Origin of the sequence: Thermus caldifontis (genome assembly GCF_003336745.1) — a bacterium.
Lineage (GTDB): Bacteria > Deinococcota > Deinococci > Deinococcales > Thermaceae > Thermus > Thermus caldifontis.
The window spans coordinates 1-20,297 of the sequence record NZ_QGMX01000007.1; the positions used below are offsets into that span (position 1 = coordinate 1).

Consider the following 20,297-nt stretch of genomic DNA (forward strand, 5'->3'; position numbering starts at 1 on the left):
TGTCTTAGGCACGCCGCCAGCGTTCACCCTGAGCCAGGATCAAACTCTCCAATAAAAAACGCCTAAAGGCGTGATCTTTCGTGCGTTGCCCTGTTCCTGCGCTTTCAAGATCCCCCGCCGGTCCAACCGGCGCAACATTGAATGTACCAGGTGGGGGCTTTTCTGTCAAGATGGGGTCATGGTGGACCTCTTGGTGGTGGTCCCCCACCCCGATGACGAAAGCTTTGGCGCTGGAGGGGCCCTTCTTCTTGCCAAGGAAGCTGGGCTTAGGACGGGGATCCTGACCCTCACCCGGGGGGAAGCAGGAAGGACCTTGGGGCTATGCTCCCCGGAGGAGCTACCCCAGGTGCGGGTGAGGGAACTCCAACAGGCAGCGGAAATCCTGGGGGTGGATTTCCTCCAGGTCCTCCCCTTTCCCAACGCCCTGCCCCAAGCGGTTCATTCGGGGTTCAGGGGCCCCAAAGGGGCCGGCGAGGGGCCCCGTGGCTTGGCCTCGGGGAAAGGTCTCCTAGACCATCCGGAAGCGGAAGCCGCTATACGGGAATGGCTCCTTACCCTTAGGCCCCGGTACGTGGTCACCTTTCCCCCAGACGGTATCAACGGCCACCCCGACCACGTGGCCACGAGCCGCTACGCCAAAAGGGCGGCGGAAGGCCTGGCCCAGGTGGTGTACTTTGTGCGGCCCGAAGGCCCCTGGCCCGTCACCCACCGCCTGCGCCTCCCCGAATGGGCCTTGGCCCGTAAGCTCAAGGCCCTGGCCCAGCACCGGACCCAGGCCCTTTCCATCCTAGCCTTCATGGAAGGATATCCCGAACGGCTTTGGACGGAAACCTTTCACCTTCCGGGCTTCCAGGGCACGGAGGAGGGGCCATGGTGGTAAGGCCCTTGGACCACACCGCCGACGTGGGCTTTGCGCTGGAGGCAAGGAGCCTCGAGGACCTCTTCCAAGCCGCCCTCAAAGGGCTTTTGCAGGTGGTGTTCCTCTATCCTCCGGAAGGGGGCAGCTGGCGCCGGCGCCTTTCCCTGGAGGCCGAGGACCTGGAAACCCTCTTGGTGCGTTTCCTCAACGAGCTCATCTACCTGATCCAGACCAAGGGCTTCGTGCCCGGAGGGGCGCGGGTAAGGATAGAAAAGAAGGATGAAGGCTACCGCCTCACCGCCACCCTCTGGGGGGAACCCTTCCAGGAAGCCTTCGGTTTTCAAGGGGAGGTGAAGAGCGCCACCTTTCACGGCCTAAGGGTGAGCCAGGAGAACGGGAGGTGGCGGGCCCAGGTGATCCTAGACGTGTAGGGCGGAAAGGCCTGCCCGCACCCGCTGCAAAAGCCCCGCCCCCACCAAGGCCTTGGCCCGGAGAAGGGCGTTTTTCACCGCTAACGGGTCGGCGGAACCGTGGCCGATAAAAACCGCCCCCTCCACCCCCAGAAGGGGCATGGCCCCGTACTGGGAGGGATCCACCTTTTCCTTCAACTTTCGCAGGGCCCCCCGGGCCAAAAGGGCCCCCAGCCTGGCCCAAAGGCTTCCGCTAAGGGCCTCCTTGACCCAGCCCAAGAGCACCTTGGCCTCCCCTTCCGCCAGCTTCAGGACCACGTTTCCCGTAAAACCATCGGTGACCACCACCTCCGTGGTGCCCAAGAAGATGTCCCGCCCTTCCACGTTGCCGAAAAACCGCTCCCCCAAGGCGCTTTTAAGGAGGGGATAGGTTTCCAGCACCAGGGCGTTCCCCTTCCCTTCCTCCTCGCCGATGGAAAGGAGGCCCACCTTGGGCGCTGGCAAACCGTTGGCCTCGGCATAGGCCAGGCCCATGGCGGCGAACTGCACCAAGAAGGAGGGGCGGCAGTCGGCGTTGGCCCCCCCGTCCAGGAGGAAGGTGCGCCCCCTTTGGCTGGGGAACTCCACCAAAAGGGCGGGCCGTTCCACCCCCTTCACCCGCCCCAGGGTGAAAAGGGCCGCGGCCATGGTGGCCCCGGTGTGGCCCATGGACACCACCGCCTGCACCTCGCCCCGCTTCAGGAGGTCCATGGCCACCATGATGGAGCTTTCCCGACGCTTTCTCACCTCGGTGGCGTGCTCCTCCATGGGAATCCAGTCCGGGGCATGATGGATGGGCAAGGAGGCCCCTAAGCGGGAAAGCTCCGCCCGCAAGCGGGCCTCTTCTCCCACCAAAAGGACCTCCACCCCTTCCTTGGCTGCCAGGAGGGCCCCCTGGACCGTCACCCCAGGGGCCCGGTCCCCCCCCATGGCGTCCAGGGCGATCCTCATGCGCTTGGCGGCAGGTGCTTCTGAATCTTGGCCTCAAAGTTGCGCTTGGGCTGGGCCCCCACCAGGACCTCCACCGGCTGGCCGTTTTTGAAGAGGATCACCGTGGGAATGCTCATGACCCTAAAGCGCATGGCCGTTTTGGGGTTTTCGTCCACGTCCAGCTTGGCCACCAAGACCTTCCCTGCGTACTCCCTGGCCAGCTCCTCCAGGATGGGAGCGATCATGCGGCAAGGAGCGCACCACTCCGCCCAGAAGTCCACCAGGACCAGGGGGTGTCCGCTTAAGGTCTGGTCAAAGTTGGCGTCGGTAACCTCTATGGGCTTCGCCATACCCCACCACTTTAAAACAAAACCCCGAGGGCATACACCCCCGGGGGGAACCCTTAGGGTTATCGTTTCTTCTTGCCGCCCTTCTTGCCCCCCTTGCCGCCGAAGCCCCCGGTGCCTCGGAGGAAGCTTTTCAGCTTGTTCTCGAACTCGGGGGATTGCTTGGGCAGGCGCCTGGGCCTGGGAGGTGGGGCTCCTTCTGGGGCGGGGGTGAGGTCCTTGATGGAAAGGTCCAGCCGCCCCTTGGCGTCCCGGCCCTTTACCATCACCTGGACGATATCCCCCTCGTTGAGAAAGTCCCGCACGTTCTTCACGAACTCATGGGCGATCTGGGAGATGTGCACCAGGCCCTGCTCGCCCCCCGGGAGCTCCACGAAAGCGCCAAAATCCGTAACCCGCACCACGCGGCCCTCTACCACACTTCCTGCTTCTAGGTCCACTTTCCTTCTCCCTTTGCGCGGCGGTGATCCGCGATGCCCCCACTATAGCACAAAGGGGCGCACCCCCTTCCGGTCCAAGGAGGCCAGGAGCTCGGCGAAGGTGCGCCCCAGCACCGGGTGCCGCCCCTCAGGAATAAGGTCGGCCAGAGGTACCAGGACAAAGGCCCGCTCGGAAAGCCTAGGGTGGGGCACCTCGAGGCCCTCCTCCTGCAAGACCAGGTCCCCGTATAGGAGGAGGTCCAGGTCAATGGTCCTTGGCCCCCAGCGCTCCTTCCGCTTTCGCCCCAGGCTCTGCTCTACCGTCAAGAGGCCCTCCAGAAAAGCCCTGGGGGAAAGCTCCGTGTCCACCTCCGCCACCAGGTTCAGGTAAAGGGGCTGGGGCGGGCCCACGGGCTCGGTTTCGTACACGGGGGAAAGGCGAAGGAAATGGGTTTTCTCCAGGCGGGAAAGGAGGGAAAGGGCCTTTAGCAGGTAGCCTGCCCGGTCCCCCAGGTTGGAGCCCAAGCCCACATAGGCCAGCACCCTCCCAGTCTATCCGTTGACAGGAGGCCCCCATCCCCCTACCCTGAAGGGGAGATGGCCGCCTGGGGCAAAACCTAATGGGGCCTGGGAAGCCTGGCTTCCCGGGCCTGCCCGGGGGCTTTTCTTTTGGAGGCGAGCATATGGTTAAGGAGGTCTACGAAGACTGGCGCACCCTCCTCGAGGCGGAAAAAGCCCTGGATACCGGCGTCTATACCAAGCACGACCTGCTTTGGGTGCGAGGGCAAGGGGCTAGGGTCTGGGATGCCGAAGGCAACGAGTACATTGACTGCGTGGGGGGCTACGGGGTGGCCAACCTGGGCCACGCCAACCCTGAGGTGGTGGAGGCCATCAAGAAGCAGGCGGAAACCCTCCTTTCCATGCCGCAAACCCTTCCCACCCCCATGCGGGGGGAGTTCTACCGCACCCTGGTGGGCCTTCTCCCTCAGGAGCTCAACCGGGTCTTCCCCACCAACTCCGGCACCGAGGCCAACGAGGCCGCCATCAAGTTCGCCTGGGCCCACACCAAAAGGCGCAAGCTGGTGGCCGCCATGAGGGGTTTCTCCGGCCGCACCTTAGGAAGCCTTTCCGTCACCTGGGAGCCCAAGTACCGGGAACTCTTCATGCCCCTTTTGGGGCCGGTGGAGTTCATCCCCTATAACGATGTGGAGGCCCTGAGGAGGGCGGTGGACGAGGAAACCGCGGCGGTGATCCTCGAGCCCGTCCAGGGGGAGGGGGGGGTGCGCCCCGCCACCCGGGAGTTCTTGGAAGCCGCTCGGGAAGCAACCCGGGAAAAGGGAGCCCTGCTGATCCTGGACGAGATCCAGACCGGTATGGGCCGCACCGGGAAACGCTTCGCCTTTGAGCACTACGGGGTGGTGCCCGACATCCTCACCCTGGCCAAGGCCCTGGGGGGCGGGGTGCCCATAGGGGCGGCGGTGATGCGGGAGGAGGTGGCGAGGAGCATGCCCAAGGGAGGCCACGGCACCACCTTTGGGGGCAACCCCTTGGCCATGGCCGCCGGGGTGGCCGCTTTGCGCTACCTGGAGCGCACCCGGCTTTGGGAAAGGGCGGCGGAGCTTGGTCCTTGGTTCATGGAAAGGCTCAGGGAGATCCCCTCCCCCAAGATCCGCGAGGTGCGGGGGCTTGGGCTTATGGTGGGCCTCGAGCTCAAGGAAAAGGCCGCCCCGTACATCGAACGCCTGGAAAAGGAGCACCGGGTTTTGACCCTGCAGGCGGGCCCCACGGTGATCCGCTTCCTCCCCCCCTTGGTGATCGAAAAGGCGGATCTGGAGCGGGTAGTGGAAGCGGTGCGGGCTGTGCTAAGCTAGCAGGATGAGGCAGCGCTTCCGCGTGGAGGTGGAACGGGACGAGGAAGGCTACCTGGTGGCCCACGTCCCGGAGCTAAGGGCCCATACTCAGGCCAGGAGCTTCCCGGAGTTGCTTGAACGCTTGCAGGAGGCCATAGCCGTTTCCTTGGAAACCGAAGAAGAGGTCTCCGTACTGGGATTTTCCGGCGATTTGGAGATCGAAGCCGCATGAGCCCCCGCCTAACCCCCATCGCGGGGAAGGAGCTGGTCCGCCTCCTTCAAAGGGAAGGTTTCCAGGTGGTGCGGATGCGGGGAACCCACGTGCGTCTAAAGCACCCGGACGGGCGAGCTACCACGGTACCCGTACACGAGGGCGAGCTCCTTCGCCCCGGAACCCTTTTGGGGATCCTTCGCGATGTGGGTTGGAGCAAGGAAGAGTATGAGCGCAAACGGCTTAGATCCCGTTGAGTTCCTGATGGGGGCCCTAAAGATCCCCTCCCCCTCGGGTGAAGAGCGCCTGGTGGCGGAGTACCTGGCGGAGGGCATGGAACGGCTCGGCCTTAAAGGCTTTGTGGACGAGGCGGACAACGCCCGGGGCCAGGTGGGGCATGGGCCCATCCAGGTGGTCCTTCTGGGGCACATCGACACCGTCCCCGGGGTGGTGCCCGTAAGGCTGGAGGGCAACAAGCTTTTTGGCCGGGGAGCGGTGGACGCCAAGGGCCCCTTCGTGGCCATGGTTTTCGCCGCCGCTGGGCTTTCGGAGGAGGCGAAGGGGCACCTTACCGTTCACCTGGTGGGCGCCACCGAGGAGGAGGCCCCCAGTTCCAAGGGCGCCCGCTTCGTGGCTCCCAGGCTTAAGCCCCACTACGCCATCATCGGGGAGCCCTCGGGCTGGGAAGGCATCACCTTGGGGTACAAGGGGAGGCTTCTGGTAAGGGCAAGGCGGGAAAAGGATAACTTCCACTCCGCCCACCACGAGCCCAACGCCGCCGAGGAGCTCATCAGCTACTTTGTGGCCATCAAGGCCTGGGCCGAGGCCATGAACGTGGGGCAAAAGGCCTTTGACCAGGTGCAGTACACCCTAAGGGATTTTCGCATCCAGCCCGCAGAGCTCAAACAGGTGGCGGAGATGCTCTTTGACCTGCGCCTACCCCCTAGGCTACCCCCGGAGGAGGCCATCCGCCACCTCAGCGCCTATGCGCCCCCCACCATTGAGCTGGAGTTTTTCGGCCGGGAGGTACCCTACCTGGGCCCCAAGGACACCCCCCTGACCCGGGCCCTAAGGCAGGGGATCCGCAAGGCGGGGGGCAAACCCGTCTTCAAGTTGAAAACCGGCACCAGCGACATGAACGTCCTGGCCCCCCACTGGAACGTACCCATGGTGGCCTATGGACCAGGGGACTCCGCCTTGGACCACACGCCCTACGAGCATGTAGAGGTGGAAGAGTTCCTAAAAGGGATAGAGGCCTTACGGGAAGCCCTCGAGGCCCTGGCCAAAACCCACGCTTCCCCCAAAAACCTAGGCTAAACTTGAGGCGTGGTTGCCTATTGGCTTGGGCTTCTGGTCCTTATTTTATTCCTGGGTCTATTCCCGCCCACCGCTCCCTGGAGCGAGCGCTTCCTCACCCCCCTGGTGGCCCTGGTGGGTGGGGGGGTTCTCCTGATGCGGAAGGAAGCGGCCTTTGGCTTGGGGCTCCTCTTTTGGGGTCTGGGGGATCTGGCGTGGACCCTGGAGGACCTTACCGGCTGGTCCCGGGGACTTTACCTGGAGTTTCCCTACCTGATCGGCTACCTGTTCCTCACCCTGGGGCTTCTAAAGGTTTCCGCCTCCCCCCCTCGTCTGAGCCTTGGGCTCTTACCCCTGGGGCTTCTGGGCCTCCTCTCGGCCCTCCAGCCTAAGCTGGGCATAGACCGCATCTATATGGTTTGGGATGCCTTGCTTCTCCTTCTCCTCTTACCCAGGTTGGAGCTTGTCTTCCAGAAGGGCCCGGGAGGACGAGCTCTCTGGGGCGTGGGGCTTCTCCTCCTCTTGGTGGCGGACATGGCCTACGCCTTCTTGGAGGCGGCCGGGGGGTACCCCACCGGGCATCCCGTCCACCTGCTTTGGACCCTGGGCTACCTCCTCCTGGCCCTGGGGGTGCTGGAGGAGCGAAAGGTGAGGGCCTCCTTCCTGGGGCAGGCCCTGGCCCTTGGGGGGCTCTTCCTGATGCCCGCTTCCTTGGTAAACGACCCGTCCCCTTGGGAAGTGCGGGTCCTGGCTCTTTACGGCGGTCTGGTGGGAGGGTTGGGCCTCCTTTACGCCAACTACCTGGAATGGCACCGAACGGAGGAGAAGGGATTGCGTTGGACCCGGTTCCTGGAGGAGCTCGCCCGCCTCTCCCCCAGCGTGACCCAGACCTTGAGCCCAGAGGCTCTTCTCATGGGGGCCCTCGAGGCCACCCGCCACCTCCTCCCCACGGCCGTGGGCCTGGAGGTGCGGGGGAGGCGGGGCCTGGTGGGGGAACGAACCCCCTATGCCCTCACCATTCCTTTAAGCGGGGATGCCGCCTACCTCTACCTGCAAGGCCCCTTGGAAGAATCCATCCCCCCAGGCTTCCTCTCCCTTTTGGGGGAGCGGATAAGGCAGGTGCTGCGCCAGGTGGAGTGGGGCACCTTAGCCCTCACCGATCCCCTCACCGGCCTCCTGAACCGGCGGGGCCTCGAGGTTGAACTGCCCAAACTCCTGGCCCTGGCCCGGCGCTACCAGGTTCCCCTAAGCGTGGTCATGCTGGACATCGACCGCTTCAAAAGGGTAAACGACACCTATGGCCATCCCGTGGGGGATGAGGTTCTAAGGCTTTTGGGCCGCATCCTTAAGGCCAGCGTGCGCCAGGAGGACCTGGCGGTGCGCTATGGAGGCGAGGAGTTTCTGCTCCTCCTTTACGGAGCTGGCCGCGAGGCCGCCAAGGAGGTGGTGGAGCGCATCCGCTACCGCTTCCGCAGCCAGCGGGTGGACCCCGTTCCCTACCCCCTCACCCTTTCCGCGGGCATTGCTGGTGGGGAGGTTCCCGAGAACGAGGCCCAGGTGGAGGAGTGCATCCTAAAGGCCGACTACGCCCTTCTCCGGGCCAAGGAAACGGGCCGGGACCGGGTAACCCTGGCCTGAACCCTTACTTCTTGGGCATCATCTTGGCCATGAGGCCCTCCAGGGCCTTCATGTCCTGGTTCAGGTGGCCAAAGGCCTTGCCCAGGGCCTTAAGGAGGAGGAAAAGCACGCCCAAGGCCTTCTGCACCTCGGGGTCGGAAAGCTGCCTCAGAATCCCGGCCAGACCCACCCGGGGCGGGTCCCGCAGGACCTCGGGGGTGAAGGTCTCCCCCAGGCCCCGCTGCAAGGCCGAGGCCATCATGCCGATGGCGGCAGGCTCTATCCGGGAAAGGATGTCCAAAACGTTGGCCCCGTGGGAGAAAAGCCTGAGCACCTGGGGCTCCATGAGCATGCCCAAGCCCTCACCGAAGTTTTCCGTTAGGTGTCCCAGGAAGGCCAGGGCTCCCGATTCTTCCAACTTCTCCAGGGTGTCCGCCAGTTTCCCCAAAGCCTCCGCTTGGTCCAGAAAGCGGGCCAAGAGGGAGACCATCTGCAGGTTTTTGGGCTCCAAAAGGAGGCCCAGGTTCTCCGCTAGGGTTTCCCCGGCCCCCACCTGGGCCAGGAGGCCTAGCCCGCTCTTTTCCAGCACCTCTTCTATATGGGCTAGCCGTTCTTCCACCGTAAGCGTCTTTTCCATGGTCCCTCCTACTCGATCAAGGTGGCAAACCAGAATCCTTCAAAGAGCATCTTGGTGACCCGCACCCACTTGCCCACGGCCATTACGCCACAAGAAGGCATGCCGGTGCCTGCCAGGAGCTTTTCAAAGGAGCACTGAGGCAGAAGGGCGTTATCCCCAAAGTCCATAATGCACATGGCCACGGGGTTGAAGGGCTCGCCAATGTAGGCCCCCTTGAGGTCGGAGGCGATGACCCCGGCCACGTACTCCCCCTGGAAGTGGGCCACCACCCCGGCGGGGGGTAGCAGGAGGGAGGGGTTCACCGTGTCCCCAATGACGAAGACGTTGGGGAACCTGGTGGAGCGGAAGGTGGTCTTGTCCACCTCGGGGAAGCCGTTGGGCCCCGCCAGGGGGGATTCCCGCACCACCCGGTTGGGGGCAAAGGGCGGCGTGAGGATGAGGAGGTCGTAGGCCAGCTCCCGCCCGTCCTTAGCCTTCACCTTTCCCCCCTCAAAGGCCACCGGCTCAAACTCCCCATGGAAGGCAATGCCTTTAGAGCGGAGGATCTCCATGACCTTTCCGGAGATCACCGGGCCCATGCCCGCCAGCGGAAGAGGATTCAGGTGGAACACCTCCACCGTGCTCTTCTGGCGAAGACCCTTTACCTTCAGGGCAAACTCCACCTGGCCCGCCACCTCATAGGGCGCTGGGGGACAGGGGTAGTAGGGCGAGGAAACCCCCACCACCACCCGGCCGCCCTGGAAGTTCTTGAGGGCCTCCCTCAGCTTTAAGGCCCCCTCGAGGCTCCAAGGGGCGTGGCCATCCGGGGCGGGGGAGGGCAGGGCCTCGGCCCCCAGGGAAACGATCAGGTAGTCGTAGGCAAGTTCCCCCGCACTGGTCTTAACCCGATTGTTGGCGGGGTCCAGGGCCTCCACCGTGGCCTGCAGGAAGGCGATGCCCCGCTTTTCCAAGTTGGCCAAGGGCCTACGCACCTGCTCAGGCTCCCGCATGCCAAAGGCCACCCAGGGGTAGGCGGGCATGAACTCGTGGTGGGTGCTCCTATCCACCAGGGTGACCTCCGCCTCCTTGCCCAGAAGCTTTTTCACCTTATTGGCCGCCACCAGACCACCCGAACCGCCCCCTAGGACCAAAACCTTCGCTGCCATCTTCCACCTCCCGGGTACCCTTACCGTGTACCCCTAACCCCAGGATGCGCCCCGCCTGCTTGTGAAGGTAGGTGCAAATGCCCCGAAGCCCAAAAAGAAAGGCCCCACCCGGGGTGGGGCCAGGCGCAAACCCCGCCCTAGGGCGCGCGCAGTCGGGAGAGGAAGAGGAGGGCCAAGCCCAAAAAGCCCACCACCTCCCCCACCCCTACCCCCCGCCCCAGGGCGGGAAGCACGTACCAGGCCAGGTGCAATAGGCGGAAGAGGGGGATCCAAAGGGCCACGGGCAGAAGGTAGCGGGCCTCCCGTTTGGGCAGGTTGGTGAGGAGGTAGAGGAAGGGGAGGAAGAACCCTCCCACCGCCCACAAAGCCGCCAGGCTTCCCCAGGGGCCCTCCAAGCGCTTCAGGTAGAACGCCACCTCGTGGGGCAGGTCCGCCCCCCAGATGATGATCAGGGTGGTGGCCTCCACGTAGATCCAGATGATGGAAAGGGCCAGAAGGAGATTGGTATGGTTCTGGGCCTGGCCCATGAGGGCCGCATTACCCTTGCGGGCCGCCAGGGCCACGGCCACCGAAAGCGCCAAAAGGGCAGCGGAAAGAAGGAGGATGGCCCCGAAGGAGGCGGAGTAAAAGTGGGCCTCGAGGGCCATGAAGAGGTCATAGGTGAGGAAGGTGGCGGCGGCGAACACCAGGGGCAGCCCCCAGGCCCCCACCTCGGAGCGGTGCTCCCCCGGCCTCAGCTTCAACAACACCCAAGAGAAAAGGGCGAAGAAGAGGACGTAGCGCAACAGCATGAAGGGAGCGTTCAGGTACCCCAAGCGATGGGCCAGGATGGGATCCAAGCTGGCCCCAGGCCGAGCCCAGGGGAAAAACTCCGGCAGAAAGAGGAAAAAGGGAAGCCCCAAAAGCCCCATAAGGGGAAGGAGGCGGGCCAGGGGGTACAGATAGGGCTCTAAAGGAACCCCCCAACGGCTGGTGAGGGCGTTGTGCAAGAGGAGGACCAACAAGGCCCCCAAGGAGAGCAGAAGGAAAAAGGCAAAGGGGAAGTAGGCTGCCGGAGCCCCAAAGAGAAAGGCTAGGGCGTAGAGGAAAATGCCCAAAAAGAAGGGGGCCGAACGGTTCAGCTCAATAGACCTCTGCATTCACCACCTCCAAAGGACAGGCCTCCTCCAGAAGGCACTGCTTGATGTAGTGGGCAATGAGCCAGCGCTCCCTTTCCGGGATGCGGCTCTTATAGGAAAGCATCCGGCCAAAGCCGTTGGTGGCAGCGAAGTAGAAATACCCCTCGGGCATGGCCTTTACCGCCGGGTCCAGGAAGGAACGGGGCTTGGGCATCCCCAAAGGGATCACCCGCCCATCCCCTTCCCCGTTTAGCCCGTGGCAGATGGCGCAGAAGGAACGGTAAAGGACCTTGCCCCGTAAAAGCTCCCCCTCCGTGAAGGCGTAGGGGTTGTCGGCGAACCCCCCCTCGGGCTTGAGTCCGGTGCGCACCTCCAGGTTCAGGTTCTCCCCAAAACGAACCCGCTCCGGGGCCACCTGGACCTGCAAGGGGGCTTCCCGGAAGGGCCTCACCTTGGGCTGGTCCCACATCCAGCCGCAGGCGGAAAGGAGGGGCAGAAGGAGAAAAAGGAGCCTAGTCACGCCGCACCTCCTCCACCTCCGCCCCCAGTTCCCGAAGCAGGGTCTTGGTGCTCTCCAGGTCGAACCGGGGGTCCGTGGCGTAGACGAAAACCCCGTACTCGTCCAAAAGGACCCGCACATATTCCCGGGCCTGTACCGCCGGATGCCAGGAAAGGGGCAGGCCGTTGTTGTAGAGGAGGAAAAGGAAGATCCCCACGGTGATGGTAAGGATGGTGAGCTCAAAGGTCACGGGGATGAAGGCGGGCCAGCCCAGAAGGGGCTTGCCCCCGGCGTTATGGGGGTAGTCCAGGGTGGTGTAGATCTGTAGGAAGAGGCCCAGACCCACACCCAAGACCCCCAGGAAGAAGGCGATCCAGGGGATGCGCCCATCCCCACCCAACACCTCCTCGATTCCCTCCACGGGGTTGGGGGTGAGGGCCTCCAGGCGCCGGTACCCCTCGGCCTTCAGGACCTTCAGGGCCTCGAGGAGTTTTTCTGGCGAGTCAAAATAGGCCATGAGTCCGTAGAGCATGCTTCCCTCCTAGTGCTTCCTCAAGCGGTGGAAGAGGTGGACCATCTCCGCCACGGCGATGGGGGGGAAGAGGCGGATGAAAAGGGAAAGCCCAAAGAGGAAGAAGCCGATGGTTCCCAAGAAGAGGGTCCAGTCCACCCAGGTGGGGTAGTAAAGCTGGGCGTTACCCGGCAAAAAGTCCTTGGACAGGCTGATGACCACGATCACGAAGCGCTCCAGCCACATGCCCACGTTGGCCAGGATGGAGAAGAGGAAGAGCCACGTGAGGTTCTTGCGGAAGCGGGGGAACCAAAGGGTCTGGAGGAGGACCACGTTGATGAGCATCATGGCCCAGTAGTAGGGGGCGTAGGGCCCGGTCATGCGCCAGATCTGCTGCGCCCACTCTGCGGGCTCCCCCGCATACCAGGCGATGAAGATCTCCAGGAGGTAGATGTAGGCCACCCCAAGGCCGCTGGCCAGGGTCACCTTGGCCATCCAGTCCAGGTGGCGCTCGGTGATCACCCCTTCCAGCCGGTACCACCTCCTAAGGGGGATGATCAGGGTAAGGGCCATGGCGAAGCCCGAGTAGATGGCCCCGGCGGCGAAGAAGGGGGGGAAGACCGTGAGGTGCCAGCCCGGCACCAGGCCGTAGGCGAAGTCCATGCTCACCACCGAGTGCACGGAGATCACCACCGGAGTGGCCAGGCCCGCCAGGAGCACGTACACCGCCCTGTAGCGTTGCCAGTGCACGGCATTCCCCGTCCAACCCAAGGAGAGCCACCCGTAAAGCTTTCGCCGCCAGCCCGTGCTCCTTTCCCTCAGGAGGGCCAGATCCGGGATCAGACCCAGGTAGAGGAAGAGGGTGGAGATGGTCAGGTAGGTCATGATGGCCAAGACGTCCCAGGAGAGGGGGCTTTTGTACTGGGGCCAGAGGGCCATGTGGGTGGGGTAGGGCATGACCCAGTAGAAGAGCTGGGGCCGGCCCATGTGGATGAGGGGGTAGGTGGCCGCCGCCAGCACGGCGAAGAGGGTCATGGCCTCGGTCACCCGGTTTAGGGAGTCGCGCCAGTTCTGGCGCATGAGGACCAGGATGGCGCTGATAAGGGTCCCGGCGTGGCCGATGCCGATCCACCAGACGAAGTGCACGATGTCAAACCCCCAGGCCACGGGCTGGTTGATGCCCCAGGCCCCAAGGCCCTTCACAAAGGTGACGAAGATGGCGTAAAGCCAAGCCAAAGTTAGGGCCCCGCCCACAGCCAAGACCGCCCTCCAAGGCCTGGGGGCCGGCTTCTCCACCGGCTCCAAAAGCTTTTCCACCAAGGTCTTCTCCGTCCACTCCCCTTGGATCAGGTCGTGGTCGGGATGGGGTTCCTTATGCGCCATGCTCCCCCTCCTTCAGCTTGGGATTAGGGTTTTTCAGGTGGGCCAGGTAGGTGGTGCGGGGCCAGGTGTTGGCCTCCTCCAGAAGGGCGTAGTGCCGCCCCTCCTTGCGGTGGGCCTGGATGGGGTCCTCCGGGTCCAGAAGGTCCCCGAAGTGGATGGCCTTCCCCGGGCAGACCTCCTGGCAGGCGGTCTGGATCTCCCCGGTGCGGATCTTCCGGCCCTCCTGGGCCGCCTTAGCCCGGGTGTTCTCAATGCGTTGCACGCAGTAGGTGCATTTTTCCATCACCCCGCGGCTCCGCACCGTCACCTCGGGGTTCATGAGGAGGGCCAAGGGGCTTTCCTTGGCCTTGCGGGGATCCCCCTTGCCCACGAAGGCCTCCCCGTAAGGGAAGAAGTTGAAGCGCCGGGCCTTGTAGGGGCAGTTGGCGGAGCAGTACTTGGTGCCCACGCAGCGGTTGTAGACCATCAGGTTCAGCCCCTCGCTGGAGTGCTCCGTGGCCGCCACAGGGCAGACCGCCTCACACGGAGCCTTCTCGCAGTGCTGGCACATGACCGGTTGGTGCGCCACCCCTTCCTCGGCGAAGTAGCGGTCGATGCGGATCCAGTGCATCTCCCGCCCCTTCTGCACCTCCTCCTTCCCCACCACGGGGATGTTGTTCTCCACCTGGCAGGCCAGGGTGCAAAGCCCACACCCCAGGCAACGGCTTAGGTCCACGGTCATGGCCCAGGCATGCTCCCCCTGGGGCCAAGGGGGGTAGAAGGAAACCCGCTTCTCCTTGTGGGCCTCGGCCTCGAGGGCCTTGGCCTCCTCCAGCACCTTCACCGCCTCCACCTCGCCCAGATACCCGTGGTACTGGGTGGACACCAAGGGGTAGTGCCGGCCCGTGGGGGCTACCTCCGCGGACCAGACCACCCCTTCGGGATGGAAGAAGTGGGAAAGGGGAGCCACACCGCTACCTTTGGGCAAGCCGGGAAGGGGCCAAAGGGGAAGAAGAGCCTCCCTTTCCCCAGCCTTAACCCGCATGAGGGGCCGTTTGGGGTCCGCCCTCCGCTCCCTGTTCCGGATGTCCCCCAAAAGGCCCAGGGCCTCGGTATCCCCCTCCCCCAGGAGCAGGGCCCCATCCCACACCAGGCGGCTTAGGGGCCGGGGAAGCTCCTCCAGGTAAGGGTTTCCCCGGTAGCGCCCGTCGTAAAGGCTGGCGTCGGGGCGCAAGGAAACCTCCAAGGGCGCTTCCTGGCGCAACGGGGGAAGCCGGCTCTCGAGGCCCCGTACCACCTCCACAGAGAGCTCCTGGGCTTGGGCCAGAGGGCGTCCCTCCACCAAAGCCCGCTTCTCCTCGGGACTAAGGGCAGGAACCTCTTCCCCAATAAGCCCCGCCACCACCTCCTCCAGACTCTTCCCACCCCAAAGGGGCTGGATGAGGGCCTGGGCGGGCCAAAGCCGCCCCTCGGCATCCCGATGCTGGGCGGAGGCCTCGAGGGGGTGGGCCAAGGGCAGGCTCCAGACCGCCGCCTTGGTGGGGTAAAGGGAAAGCGCTGCGGAAAAAGCCTTGTCGGAAAGGCTAGGCAAAGGGCCCTCCGCCGCCCACACCAGCCTCTGCGCCCTCTCCGCTTCCGCAAAGGCCTTGGGCGTGGCCACTTCCCGCTCTGGGGGCTCCACGTAGCGCACCGAAGCCTTAAGGGCTTGGTTGATGGCCATGGCCAAGGCCTGGGCCCCGGGGGAAAGCTGGGGGCCAGGAAGAACCACCCCACCCCTCCTCAGGTCCTCCGCCAATACGGGAAGGAACCCCCCGTACTCCGAGGCCGGGCTCCCCGGCACCACCCCCAGGGCCTGGGCCAGGGCCAGGAGGAAGGCCTCCACCTGGCTGGGCTTTAGGGCCAGGCGGTGGTCCGCCATGCTACCCAAAAGGCCCGCCCCGCTTTCCACCGCATAGATGCGGTTCATGGGGGGGACGCGCCTTTGGCTTAGGGCCTCCCACCAGAGGTAGCCCGCAGGGTGTTCGTGCAGGTCTACATCCAGTAGGAGAACCGTTTCCGCCCTCCCTGGGGCGTAAACGGGCCAGGCCCTTTGCCCAAAGGCTACCTCCGCTCCCTGGTAGATGTTCTCCAGGCTCCAGGCCTCAAACCGGGCCACCCGCAGGTTGGGGAAGCGGGCCTGGGCCCTTTCCAAGAGGCCCTCGAGCCGGGGAGAGGTGAGGCGGGGCAGGACCAAGAGGGTCTCCCCTTCCCCCAAGGCCTTCCGCCAGGCGGCGTAAAACCCCTCCCAGTCCGGCGCCTTCCTCTGGCGAGCCGGATCGTACAGGGCGTAGAGGCCCGCCAAAGGGTAGGGGCTCATGGCCCTCTCCAGAGGAGCCAGGAAAAGGGGCCTCTCCTGGTAGACCTTCACCCGCACCGGCTCGGCGAAACCGGCATGGGCTATGGCGGTGACAAACTCCGCCTCACCCCCCTCCACCACCCATTCCGGCTGGCGCACATAGGGTACCCCCTTGCGCCGCACCACCGGGGTACAGGCGGCCAGGGACAAAAGCCCTAGGGCCAACACCCCGCGCCGGGTTACGGGTCCAAAGGGAAACTCCTCGCGGAAAAGCTCCCGTTCCAACGAATCCTCATAGCCGCGCCGCTCCTTCATGGGGCCTCCTAGCGGTGACAGGTGTTGCAGCTGGTAAGGGCCTCCACGGAACGCACCTGGTAGACCTCTTTTAGCCTCTTGCCCAGCTCAGGGTCCGGGGTATAGGCCATGTTGAAAACCTGGTCTTTGGGCCTAAGGCGGGCCTCGGGGTTGCGGTGGCAGTCCAGGCAGAACTTCATGGTGAAGGCCTGGGGCTGGAAAACCACCGCCATCTGGTCCACCCGGCCATGGCACTCCGCACACCCCACCCCCTTGGCCACGTGGGCCGCATGGTTGAAGTAGACGAAGTCCGGCAGGTTGATGACCCGGTTCCAGCGAAGCGGCTCCCCGGTCTCCCAGCTCTTGCGCACCAGGGCCAGGTTGGGGCTATCGGGCTTGATGAAGGTGTGGCAGGTCATGCAGGTCTCCGTGGGTGGCAGGCCGGCGTAGGCCGCATGCTCCACGCTGGAGTGGCAGTAGCGGCAGGAAAGCCCCAGCCCCCCAGCATGAAAGGCATGGCTGAAGAGCACGGGTTGCGCCACAGGCTGCGTGCGGTACTCAAAAGCCCCCACCGCCACCCCGGAAAACACCACCACCAGGAGGGCGAACACTCCTAAAACCGCTCCCCAAAAGAAGGTTTTCACCCATCGGTTGCGCCGCCGCATGCCACCTCCAGTCTTAAAGGGCAAGACTACGGGCAGGAGGGGGAAAGTTCAATCAAGGGGTTCCGGCGATTCCATAAGCAGGCTGGCCTTTCCCGTGCCTACCCTTTAGCAAAGTTTACTCATGGGTACAGTAACGCAAAGGATAAGGGACAAATGTCCCACCCTCCGGCAGCCCCCGCCAGGAAGGGGGCAACCTTGACAAAGCAAGGCCTTTTGCTAAACTGAACCTTGCGCGTAAGGCGCGCCCTGCCGGGATGGTGGAACTGGTAGACACGCCATCTTGAGGGGGTGGTGCCCGCAAGGGCGTGCGGGTTCAAGTCCCGCTCCCGGCACCAAAAGGCCCTAAAGGGGCCTTTTTCTTTATGGGGCTTCTCCTGGAGCGCACCCTTAAGACCCTCGAGGACACCCAGGCCCTGGCCGGGGAGGTCCTGCCCCTATTGCCGGAAGGAAGCCTGGTGGTCCTGGAAGGCCCCTTGGGGGCCGGCAAGACCACCTTTGTCCGCTTCCTGGCCCAGGCCTTGGGCTTTGGGGGAAGGGTCACAAGCCCCAGCTACACCTTGATCCACACCTACCCCACCCCCGAAGGCCCCTTGGTCCATGCGGACCTTTACCGCCTCCAAGACCCCAACCTCCTTCTCCCCCACCTGGAAGCGGCCCGGGAAGGAGCCCGCCTCCTTTTGGTGGAATGGGGGGATCCCGAAGCCCTAAGGGCCGACTTCCTCCTCCGCCTCACCCCCCAAGGGGAGGTGCGCCTCGCCCAGCTATGGCAGCTCCACCCCGGCCAGGAGGAGGGCATCCAGCAAGGCCTCCCGCCCCGCCCGCCCAGCGAATAGGGCCACCACCTTCCCCTCCGCGTCCACCACAAAGGTCCAGGGCTGGCCCACCACCTTGAAGCGGTCCGCCACCTCGTGGGGCTTGTCCTTGTCCGAGGCCAACAGGGGAATGAACCGGGGGTAAGCCTTCATGTAGCTCAGCACCACCTCCCGGGTGTCCTTGGGCTCCCGGCTGATCACGTAGAAGGGCACCTTGGTCTCCTCCGCCACCCGGTGAAGCCCCGGGAACTCCGCCCGGCACACCGGGCACCAACTGGCCCAGAAGACGATGACCGCGGGCTTCTTCATGGTGGCAGGGGTAACCAGGTTACCTTTGGGATCCAAAAGGGCAAACTCGGGCAGGCGCTGGCCCGGCCCCACCGCAAGGGCTAGCCCCAGAAGCAAGAGATGCACCGCCCCTATCCAGCGCTTGAGCATGCTTCCATTGTTTACCCTAGCAGGGATAGGTATGTAAACCACCTCACCTTGGCCGCCTTAGGCGCCTCAGGTCATGGTCCGGCCAGATGCCATCCGCCACCAGGTGAAGCCATTGGGAAAGGTAGTAGCCCAAAAGGGCAAAGCCCCAAACCTTCCAAGGCCAAGAGGGTAGCCTCAGGGAAAACCCCATGCCCAGGTACCCTGCAAGGCCTTGGACCAGAACCGCCAAGCCCCCAAGGAGCCCCACCAGGTACCCCAGGCGGGTCAAGGGCCCTAGCACCCAGGTGTGGGAAAGCCCCCGGTGGCGGAACAACCAGCCGTAGGGGCGCCAGAGAAGACCCAAGAGGCCCCAGCGGCGTTGGGAACGCGTCCCCTTCTCCGCCAAGTCCAGGTCCGGGGAGAGGAGAAAGGTCCCCGCCAGGTAGGCCAGGGCAAAGGCCAGGGCCCGGGGCTCCTCCGGGGAGCCCCCGTAGGCCAGGTAGGCCACGCCCCCCCCACCCAGGACCGTCAGGTTGATGGCCTCGTGCACCCGCCCCGAGGGCATAAGGCCATCCTAAAGGGCAGGTAGGGGAAAACGCTCCCCCGCCGACAGGACATCCATCCGTAGCCCCTTAACCCCCCGGCCCGTGTACTCCGCCCCTCCGGCATCCACCAAGGTGACCTCCCCCGCCCAGACCTCGCCCAAGCCCCGAAGAAGGCGGAGGGCGGTGTTTTCCAATAGGCCCAGGCCCACCAGGTCCGGGTTGTCGGCCACCAGGCGGGAAAGGGCCAGAAACCGCCCCCGTTCCTCCACCCGGGGGAGGAAGACCAGGCCCCGGAGAAGGGCCAGCCCCAAGGCGGCCCTCACCTCCCCTTCCAGGGAGTAGAAGGCCGCCTCCCCCAAAAGGCCCGCCGCCTCCCCCAAGGCCACCACCCCACCCCCCTGGCGGTGAACCTCCAATAGGGCCTGAAGGAGCGGGCTTCCCCGTATTAGATCCAAAAACTCCGGCAATCCCTCCGCGGCCAAGAAGACCAAGGGGCTTTGGGCCACCGCCTGGGCCACCAGGGGATCAAAGGCCTCCTCCCGCCGCCTGAGGTAAAGCACCCGCCCTTGCCTAAGGCCCAGGCTGCGGTAGGCGAGCCGCCAGGCCTCCGCCAGGTCCCGCAAGGGATAGGGCACCAGAAAGAGGGCCTCACCCCGGGCCTCCTCCAGGAGCCTGGCCTCCACCGGACGCAAGGCACCCCGAAGGGGATCGGCAGTGAGCAAGGCGAAAAAGCCCTGGCGCATACCTGACCTCCTCATACTCTAGGGTAATGCCCTCCTCATGAAAGGGAAAGGGTGGTGTGGTAGACTTGAAATCGTGGCCGCGATGGTATCCCCACCGGGGGCGCTCTCCAAGGACAAGAAGAAGGCCATCCTCGAGGCCACCTTGGAAATCCTCCGGGAGATGGGGCTTTCCGGGCTGAAGATGGAGGAGGTGGCCCGGCGGGCGGAGGTGGGCAAGGGCACCATCTACCTCTACTTCCACGACAAGAAGGACCTCCTGAAAAACCTGGTGGAGGAAAGGACCTGGGCCTTCTATCGGGAGGTGGAGGAGGTGGTGCGCCAAAAGGCGCCCTTTTTTGTGCGCCTGGAAGCCCTCTTGCAAAAGCGCTTGGCCTGGATCGCCGAATGGCGAGGCCTGTGGGCCGCGGTAGCCCGGGAGGCCATGGAGGACCCCACCCCTTGGCTCAAAGGGCTTCACCAGCACTACCTGGACCTTTTGGAGGAGCTGGTGCGAAGCGGCCAGGAGGAAGGGGCCGTGCGCCCGGGGCTTTCCCCCAGGGCCACCGCCCACGTGATCGCGGCCTTGGGGTGTACGCCTCAGCTCGAGGTGGAGGCTTATTTGGAGCACCTCCTAGAGGTGCTCCGGAAAGGAGTGGCGCCGTGAAAGAGTTCCGTCCCGGCGACAAGGTGGTCCTGCCCCCTTACGGGGTTGGTGTGGTGGCGGGCATAGCGCAAAGGAGCGTGAGCGGAGTAAGTCGGGCCTACTACCAGGTGGACTTCCCCGGTTCCCGCTCCAAGGCCTACGTACCCGTGGAAGCCCCCCAAAGCGTGGGCATGCGCAAAGCCCTGGCCCCGGAGGAGGTACCCGTGATCCTAGACCTCCTCAAAAATGGGCGCATGCCCCTGCCCAAGCAGTGGGCTGCCCGGCACCGCAAGACCAGCGAGATCCTGGCGGACGGGAACCCTTACCGCATCGCCCAGATGGCGGGCCAGCTAAGGGCCTGGGAGCTGGAGCGGGGCCTGCCGGACCTGGACCGCCAGGCCCTAAGGCGGGCCATCTACCTGCTGGCGGAAGAGGTTTCCCAGACCCTGGAGATCACCGTTCAGGAAGCGAAACGCCTCTTTGAGGAGGCCTGGGGCGAAGAACTGAACTGAGGAAACGCTTGGCTGACCAGGGGCCCCGGAATCCGGGGCCCCTTCCCATCCCGCTTATACCCTGTTTCCGTGTACCCTTCCCCGGGTTATGCCTAGCTCTCC

Annotated in this window: 25 protein-coding genes and 1 tRNA gene; 11 read left to right on the forward strand and 15 right to left on the reverse strand. The window is 64.6% G+C overall.

Features of this window, described 5'->3' with window-relative positions; genetic code table 11:
* The first annotated feature begins 178 nt into the window (after window positions 1-178).
* Both DK874_RS07795 and DK874_RS07800 read left to right on the forward strand, forming a co-directional pair.
* Entirely contained in the window at window positions 179-880 is a 702-nt protein-coding gene (locus DK874_RS07795; RefSeq protein ID WP_162798749.1) for a PIG-L deacetylase family protein, read from the forward strand.
* Window positions 871-1,290 carry an archease gene (locus DK874_RS07800; protein WP_114313468.1) on the forward strand — a complete coding sequence of 140 codons (420 nt, stop codon included), beginning with the start codon at window positions 871-873 and terminating at the stop codon, window positions 1,288-1,290. The genes DK874_RS07795 and DK874_RS07800 overlap by 10 nt, the downstream gene beginning before the upstream one ends.
* Here DK874_RS07800 and plsX read toward each other — a convergent pair.
* From plsX to folK, 4 genes are read right to left on the reverse strand one after another with little or no spacing between them, the layout of a single operon-like run.
* Window positions 1,279-2,259: a phosphate acyltransferase PlsX gene (gene plsX, locus DK874_RS07805; RefSeq protein ID WP_114313469.1), complete on the reverse strand. Its 981-nt coding sequence runs from the start codon at window positions 2,257-2,259 to the stop codon at window positions 1,279-1,281. The genes DK874_RS07800 and plsX overlap by 12 nt on opposite strands.
* Entirely contained in the window at window positions 2,256-2,588 is a 333-nt protein-coding gene (gene trxA / locus DK874_RS07810; protein ID WP_114313470.1) for a thioredoxin, read from the reverse strand. The genes plsX and trxA overlap by 4 nt, the downstream gene beginning before the upstream one ends.
* Window positions 2,589-2,647: 59 nt before the next feature.
* Window positions 2,648-3,025: an RNA-binding protein S1 gene (locus DK874_RS07815; protein ID WP_114313471.1), complete on the reverse strand. Its 378-nt coding sequence runs from the start codon at window positions 3,023-3,025 to the stop codon at window positions 2,648-2,650.
* 42 nt (window positions 3,026-3,067) lie between these two features.
* Window positions 3,068-3,547: a 2-amino-4-hydroxy-6-hydroxymethyldihydropteridine diphosphokinase gene (folK, locus tag DK874_RS07820; RefSeq protein ID WP_114313472.1), complete on the reverse strand. Its 480-nt coding sequence runs from the start codon at window positions 3,545-3,547 to the stop codon at window positions 3,068-3,070.
* Between the two features lie 140 nt (window positions 3,548-3,687).
* On the opposite strand from folK, the gene lysJ reads away from it, so the two are divergent.
* The 5 genes from lysJ to DK874_RS07845 are packed head-to-tail and all read left to right on the forward strand — an operon-like array spanning window position 3,688 to window position 7,999.
* Window positions 3,688-4,875, forward strand: coding sequence for a [LysW]-aminoadipate semialdehyde transaminase LysJ (lysJ, locus tag DK874_RS07825; protein ID WP_114313547.1), 1,188 nt, complete (start codon window positions 3,688-3,690; stop codon window positions 4,873-4,875).
* A 4-nt stretch (window positions 4,876-4,879) separates the two neighbouring features.
* Entirely contained in the window at window positions 4,880-5,086 is a 207-nt protein-coding gene (locus tag DK874_RS07830) for a type II toxin-antitoxin system HicB family antitoxin (RefSeq protein ID WP_114313473.1), read from the forward strand.
* On the forward strand, window positions 5,083-5,322 hold the full coding sequence (locus tag DK874_RS07835; protein ID WP_114313474.1) for a type II toxin-antitoxin system HicA family toxin: 240 nt from the start codon (window positions 5,083-5,085) through the stop codon (window positions 5,320-5,322). Before DK874_RS07830 ends, DK874_RS07835 begins: the two co-directional genes overlap by 4 nt.
* Window positions 5,294-6,382: a [LysW]-lysine hydrolase gene (locus tag DK874_RS07840; RefSeq protein WP_114313475.1), complete on the forward strand. Its 1,089-nt coding sequence runs from the start codon at window positions 5,294-5,296 to the stop codon at window positions 6,380-6,382. Before DK874_RS07835 ends, DK874_RS07840 begins: the two co-directional genes overlap by 29 nt.
* A 9-nt stretch (window positions 6,383-6,391) precedes the next feature.
* Window positions 6,392-7,999 (forward strand): GGDEF domain-containing protein, encoded by a 1,608-nt coding sequence (locus DK874_RS07845; RefSeq protein WP_114313476.1) that lies wholly within the window; start codon window positions 6,392-6,394, stop codon window positions 7,997-7,999.
* Between the two features lie 4 nt (window positions 8,000-8,003).
* On the opposite strand, the gene DK874_RS11655 is transcribed toward DK874_RS07845, so the two are convergent.
* From DK874_RS11655 to DK874_RS07885, 8 genes are all read right to left on the reverse strand, one after another.
* Window positions 8,004-8,615 (reverse strand): helical membrane plugin domain-containing protein, encoded by a 612-nt coding sequence (locus DK874_RS11655; protein ID WP_162798750.1) that lies wholly within the window; start codon window positions 8,613-8,615, stop codon window positions 8,004-8,006.
* 8 nt (window positions 8,616-8,623) lie between these two features.
* Entirely contained in the window at window positions 8,624-9,760 is a 1,137-nt protein-coding gene (locus DK874_RS07855) for an NAD(P)/FAD-dependent oxidoreductase (RefSeq protein WP_114313477.1), read from the reverse strand.
* Between the two features lie 137 nt (window positions 9,761-9,897).
* A complete protein-coding gene (locus DK874_RS07860) occupies window positions 9,898-10,899 on the reverse strand; it encodes a hypothetical protein (protein WP_114313478.1) in 1,002 nt (333 codons plus the stop codon).
* The gene (locus DK874_RS07865; RefSeq protein WP_114313549.1) at window positions 10,883-11,347 is read right to left on the reverse strand and encodes a c-type cytochrome; all 465 of its coding nucleotides are present in this window, start codon (window positions 11,345-11,347) and stop codon (window positions 10,883-10,885) included. The genes DK874_RS07860 and DK874_RS07865 overlap by 17 nt, the downstream gene beginning before the upstream one ends.
* Window positions 11,348-11,390: 43 nt before the next feature.
* On the reverse strand, window positions 11,391-11,909 hold the full coding sequence (locus DK874_RS07870) for a DUF3341 domain-containing protein (protein ID WP_114313479.1): 519 nt from the start codon (window positions 11,907-11,909) through the stop codon (window positions 11,391-11,393).
* A 9-nt stretch (window positions 11,910-11,918) separates the two neighbouring features.
* Window positions 11,919-13,271, reverse strand: coding sequence for an NrfD/PsrC family molybdoenzyme membrane anchor subunit (nrfD, locus tag DK874_RS07875; protein WP_114313480.1), 1,353 nt, complete (start codon window positions 13,269-13,271; stop codon window positions 11,919-11,921).
* Window positions 13,261-15,900 carry a 4Fe-4S dicluster domain-containing protein gene (locus DK874_RS07880; protein WP_114313481.1) on the reverse strand — a complete coding sequence of 880 codons (2,640 nt, stop codon included), beginning with the start codon at window positions 15,898-15,900 and terminating at the stop codon, window positions 13,261-13,263. The genes nrfD and DK874_RS07880 overlap by 11 nt, the downstream gene beginning before the upstream one ends.
* Before the next feature lie 8 nt (window positions 15,901-15,908).
* The gene (locus tag DK874_RS07885) at window positions 15,909-16,544 is read right to left on the reverse strand and encodes a cytochrome c3 family protein (protein WP_114313482.1); all 636 of its coding nucleotides are present in this window, start codon (window positions 16,542-16,544) and stop codon (window positions 15,909-15,911) included.
* 248 nt (window positions 16,545-16,792) lie between these two features.
* Here DK874_RS07885 and DK874_RS07890 point away from each other — a divergent pair.
* A tRNA-Leu gene (locus DK874_RS07890) sits at window positions 16,793-16,879 on the forward strand.
* A 27-nt stretch (window positions 16,880-16,906) separates the two neighbouring features.
* Window positions 16,907-17,377 carry a tRNA (adenosine(37)-N6)-threonylcarbamoyltransferase complex ATPase subunit type 1 TsaE gene (gene tsaE, locus DK874_RS07895; RefSeq protein WP_114313483.1) on the forward strand — a complete coding sequence of 157 codons (471 nt, stop codon included), beginning with the start codon at window positions 16,907-16,909 and terminating at the stop codon, window positions 17,375-17,377.
* Here the strand turns inward: tsaE and DK874_RS07900 are convergent.
* The 3 genes from DK874_RS07900 to DK874_RS07910 are packed head-to-tail and all read right to left on the reverse strand — an operon-like array spanning window position 17,306 to window position 19,061.
* Entirely contained in the window at window positions 17,306-17,794 is a 489-nt protein-coding gene (locus DK874_RS07900) for a TlpA family protein disulfide reductase (protein WP_114313484.1), read from the reverse strand. The genes tsaE and DK874_RS07900 overlap by 72 nt on opposite strands.
* A gap of 43 nt (window positions 17,795-17,837) precedes the next feature.
* Window positions 17,838-18,338 (reverse strand): DUF2227 family putative metal-binding protein, encoded by a 501-nt coding sequence (locus tag DK874_RS07905; protein WP_114313485.1) that lies wholly within the window; start codon window positions 18,336-18,338, stop codon window positions 17,838-17,840.
* A gap of 9 nt (window positions 18,339-18,347) precedes the next feature.
* On the reverse strand, window positions 18,348-19,061 hold the full coding sequence (locus DK874_RS07910; protein ID WP_114313486.1) for a type 1 glutamine amidotransferase family protein: 714 nt from the start codon (window positions 19,059-19,061) through the stop codon (window positions 18,348-18,350).
* A 73-nt stretch (window positions 19,062-19,134) separates the two neighbouring features.
* On the opposite strand from DK874_RS07910, the gene DK874_RS07915 reads away from it, so the two are divergent.
* Complete coding sequence (locus tag DK874_RS07915; protein WP_240307628.1) at window positions 19,135-19,704, forward strand: TetR/AcrR family transcriptional regulator; 570 nt, start codon at window positions 19,135-19,137, stop codon at window positions 19,702-19,704.
* Window positions 19,701-20,195 (forward strand): CarD family transcriptional regulator, encoded by a 495-nt coding sequence (locus tag DK874_RS07920; RefSeq protein ID WP_114313488.1) that lies wholly within the window; start codon window positions 19,701-19,703, stop codon window positions 20,193-20,195. Before DK874_RS07915 ends, DK874_RS07920 begins: the two co-directional genes overlap by 4 nt.
* Window positions 20,196-20,297: the final 102 nt, after the last annotated feature.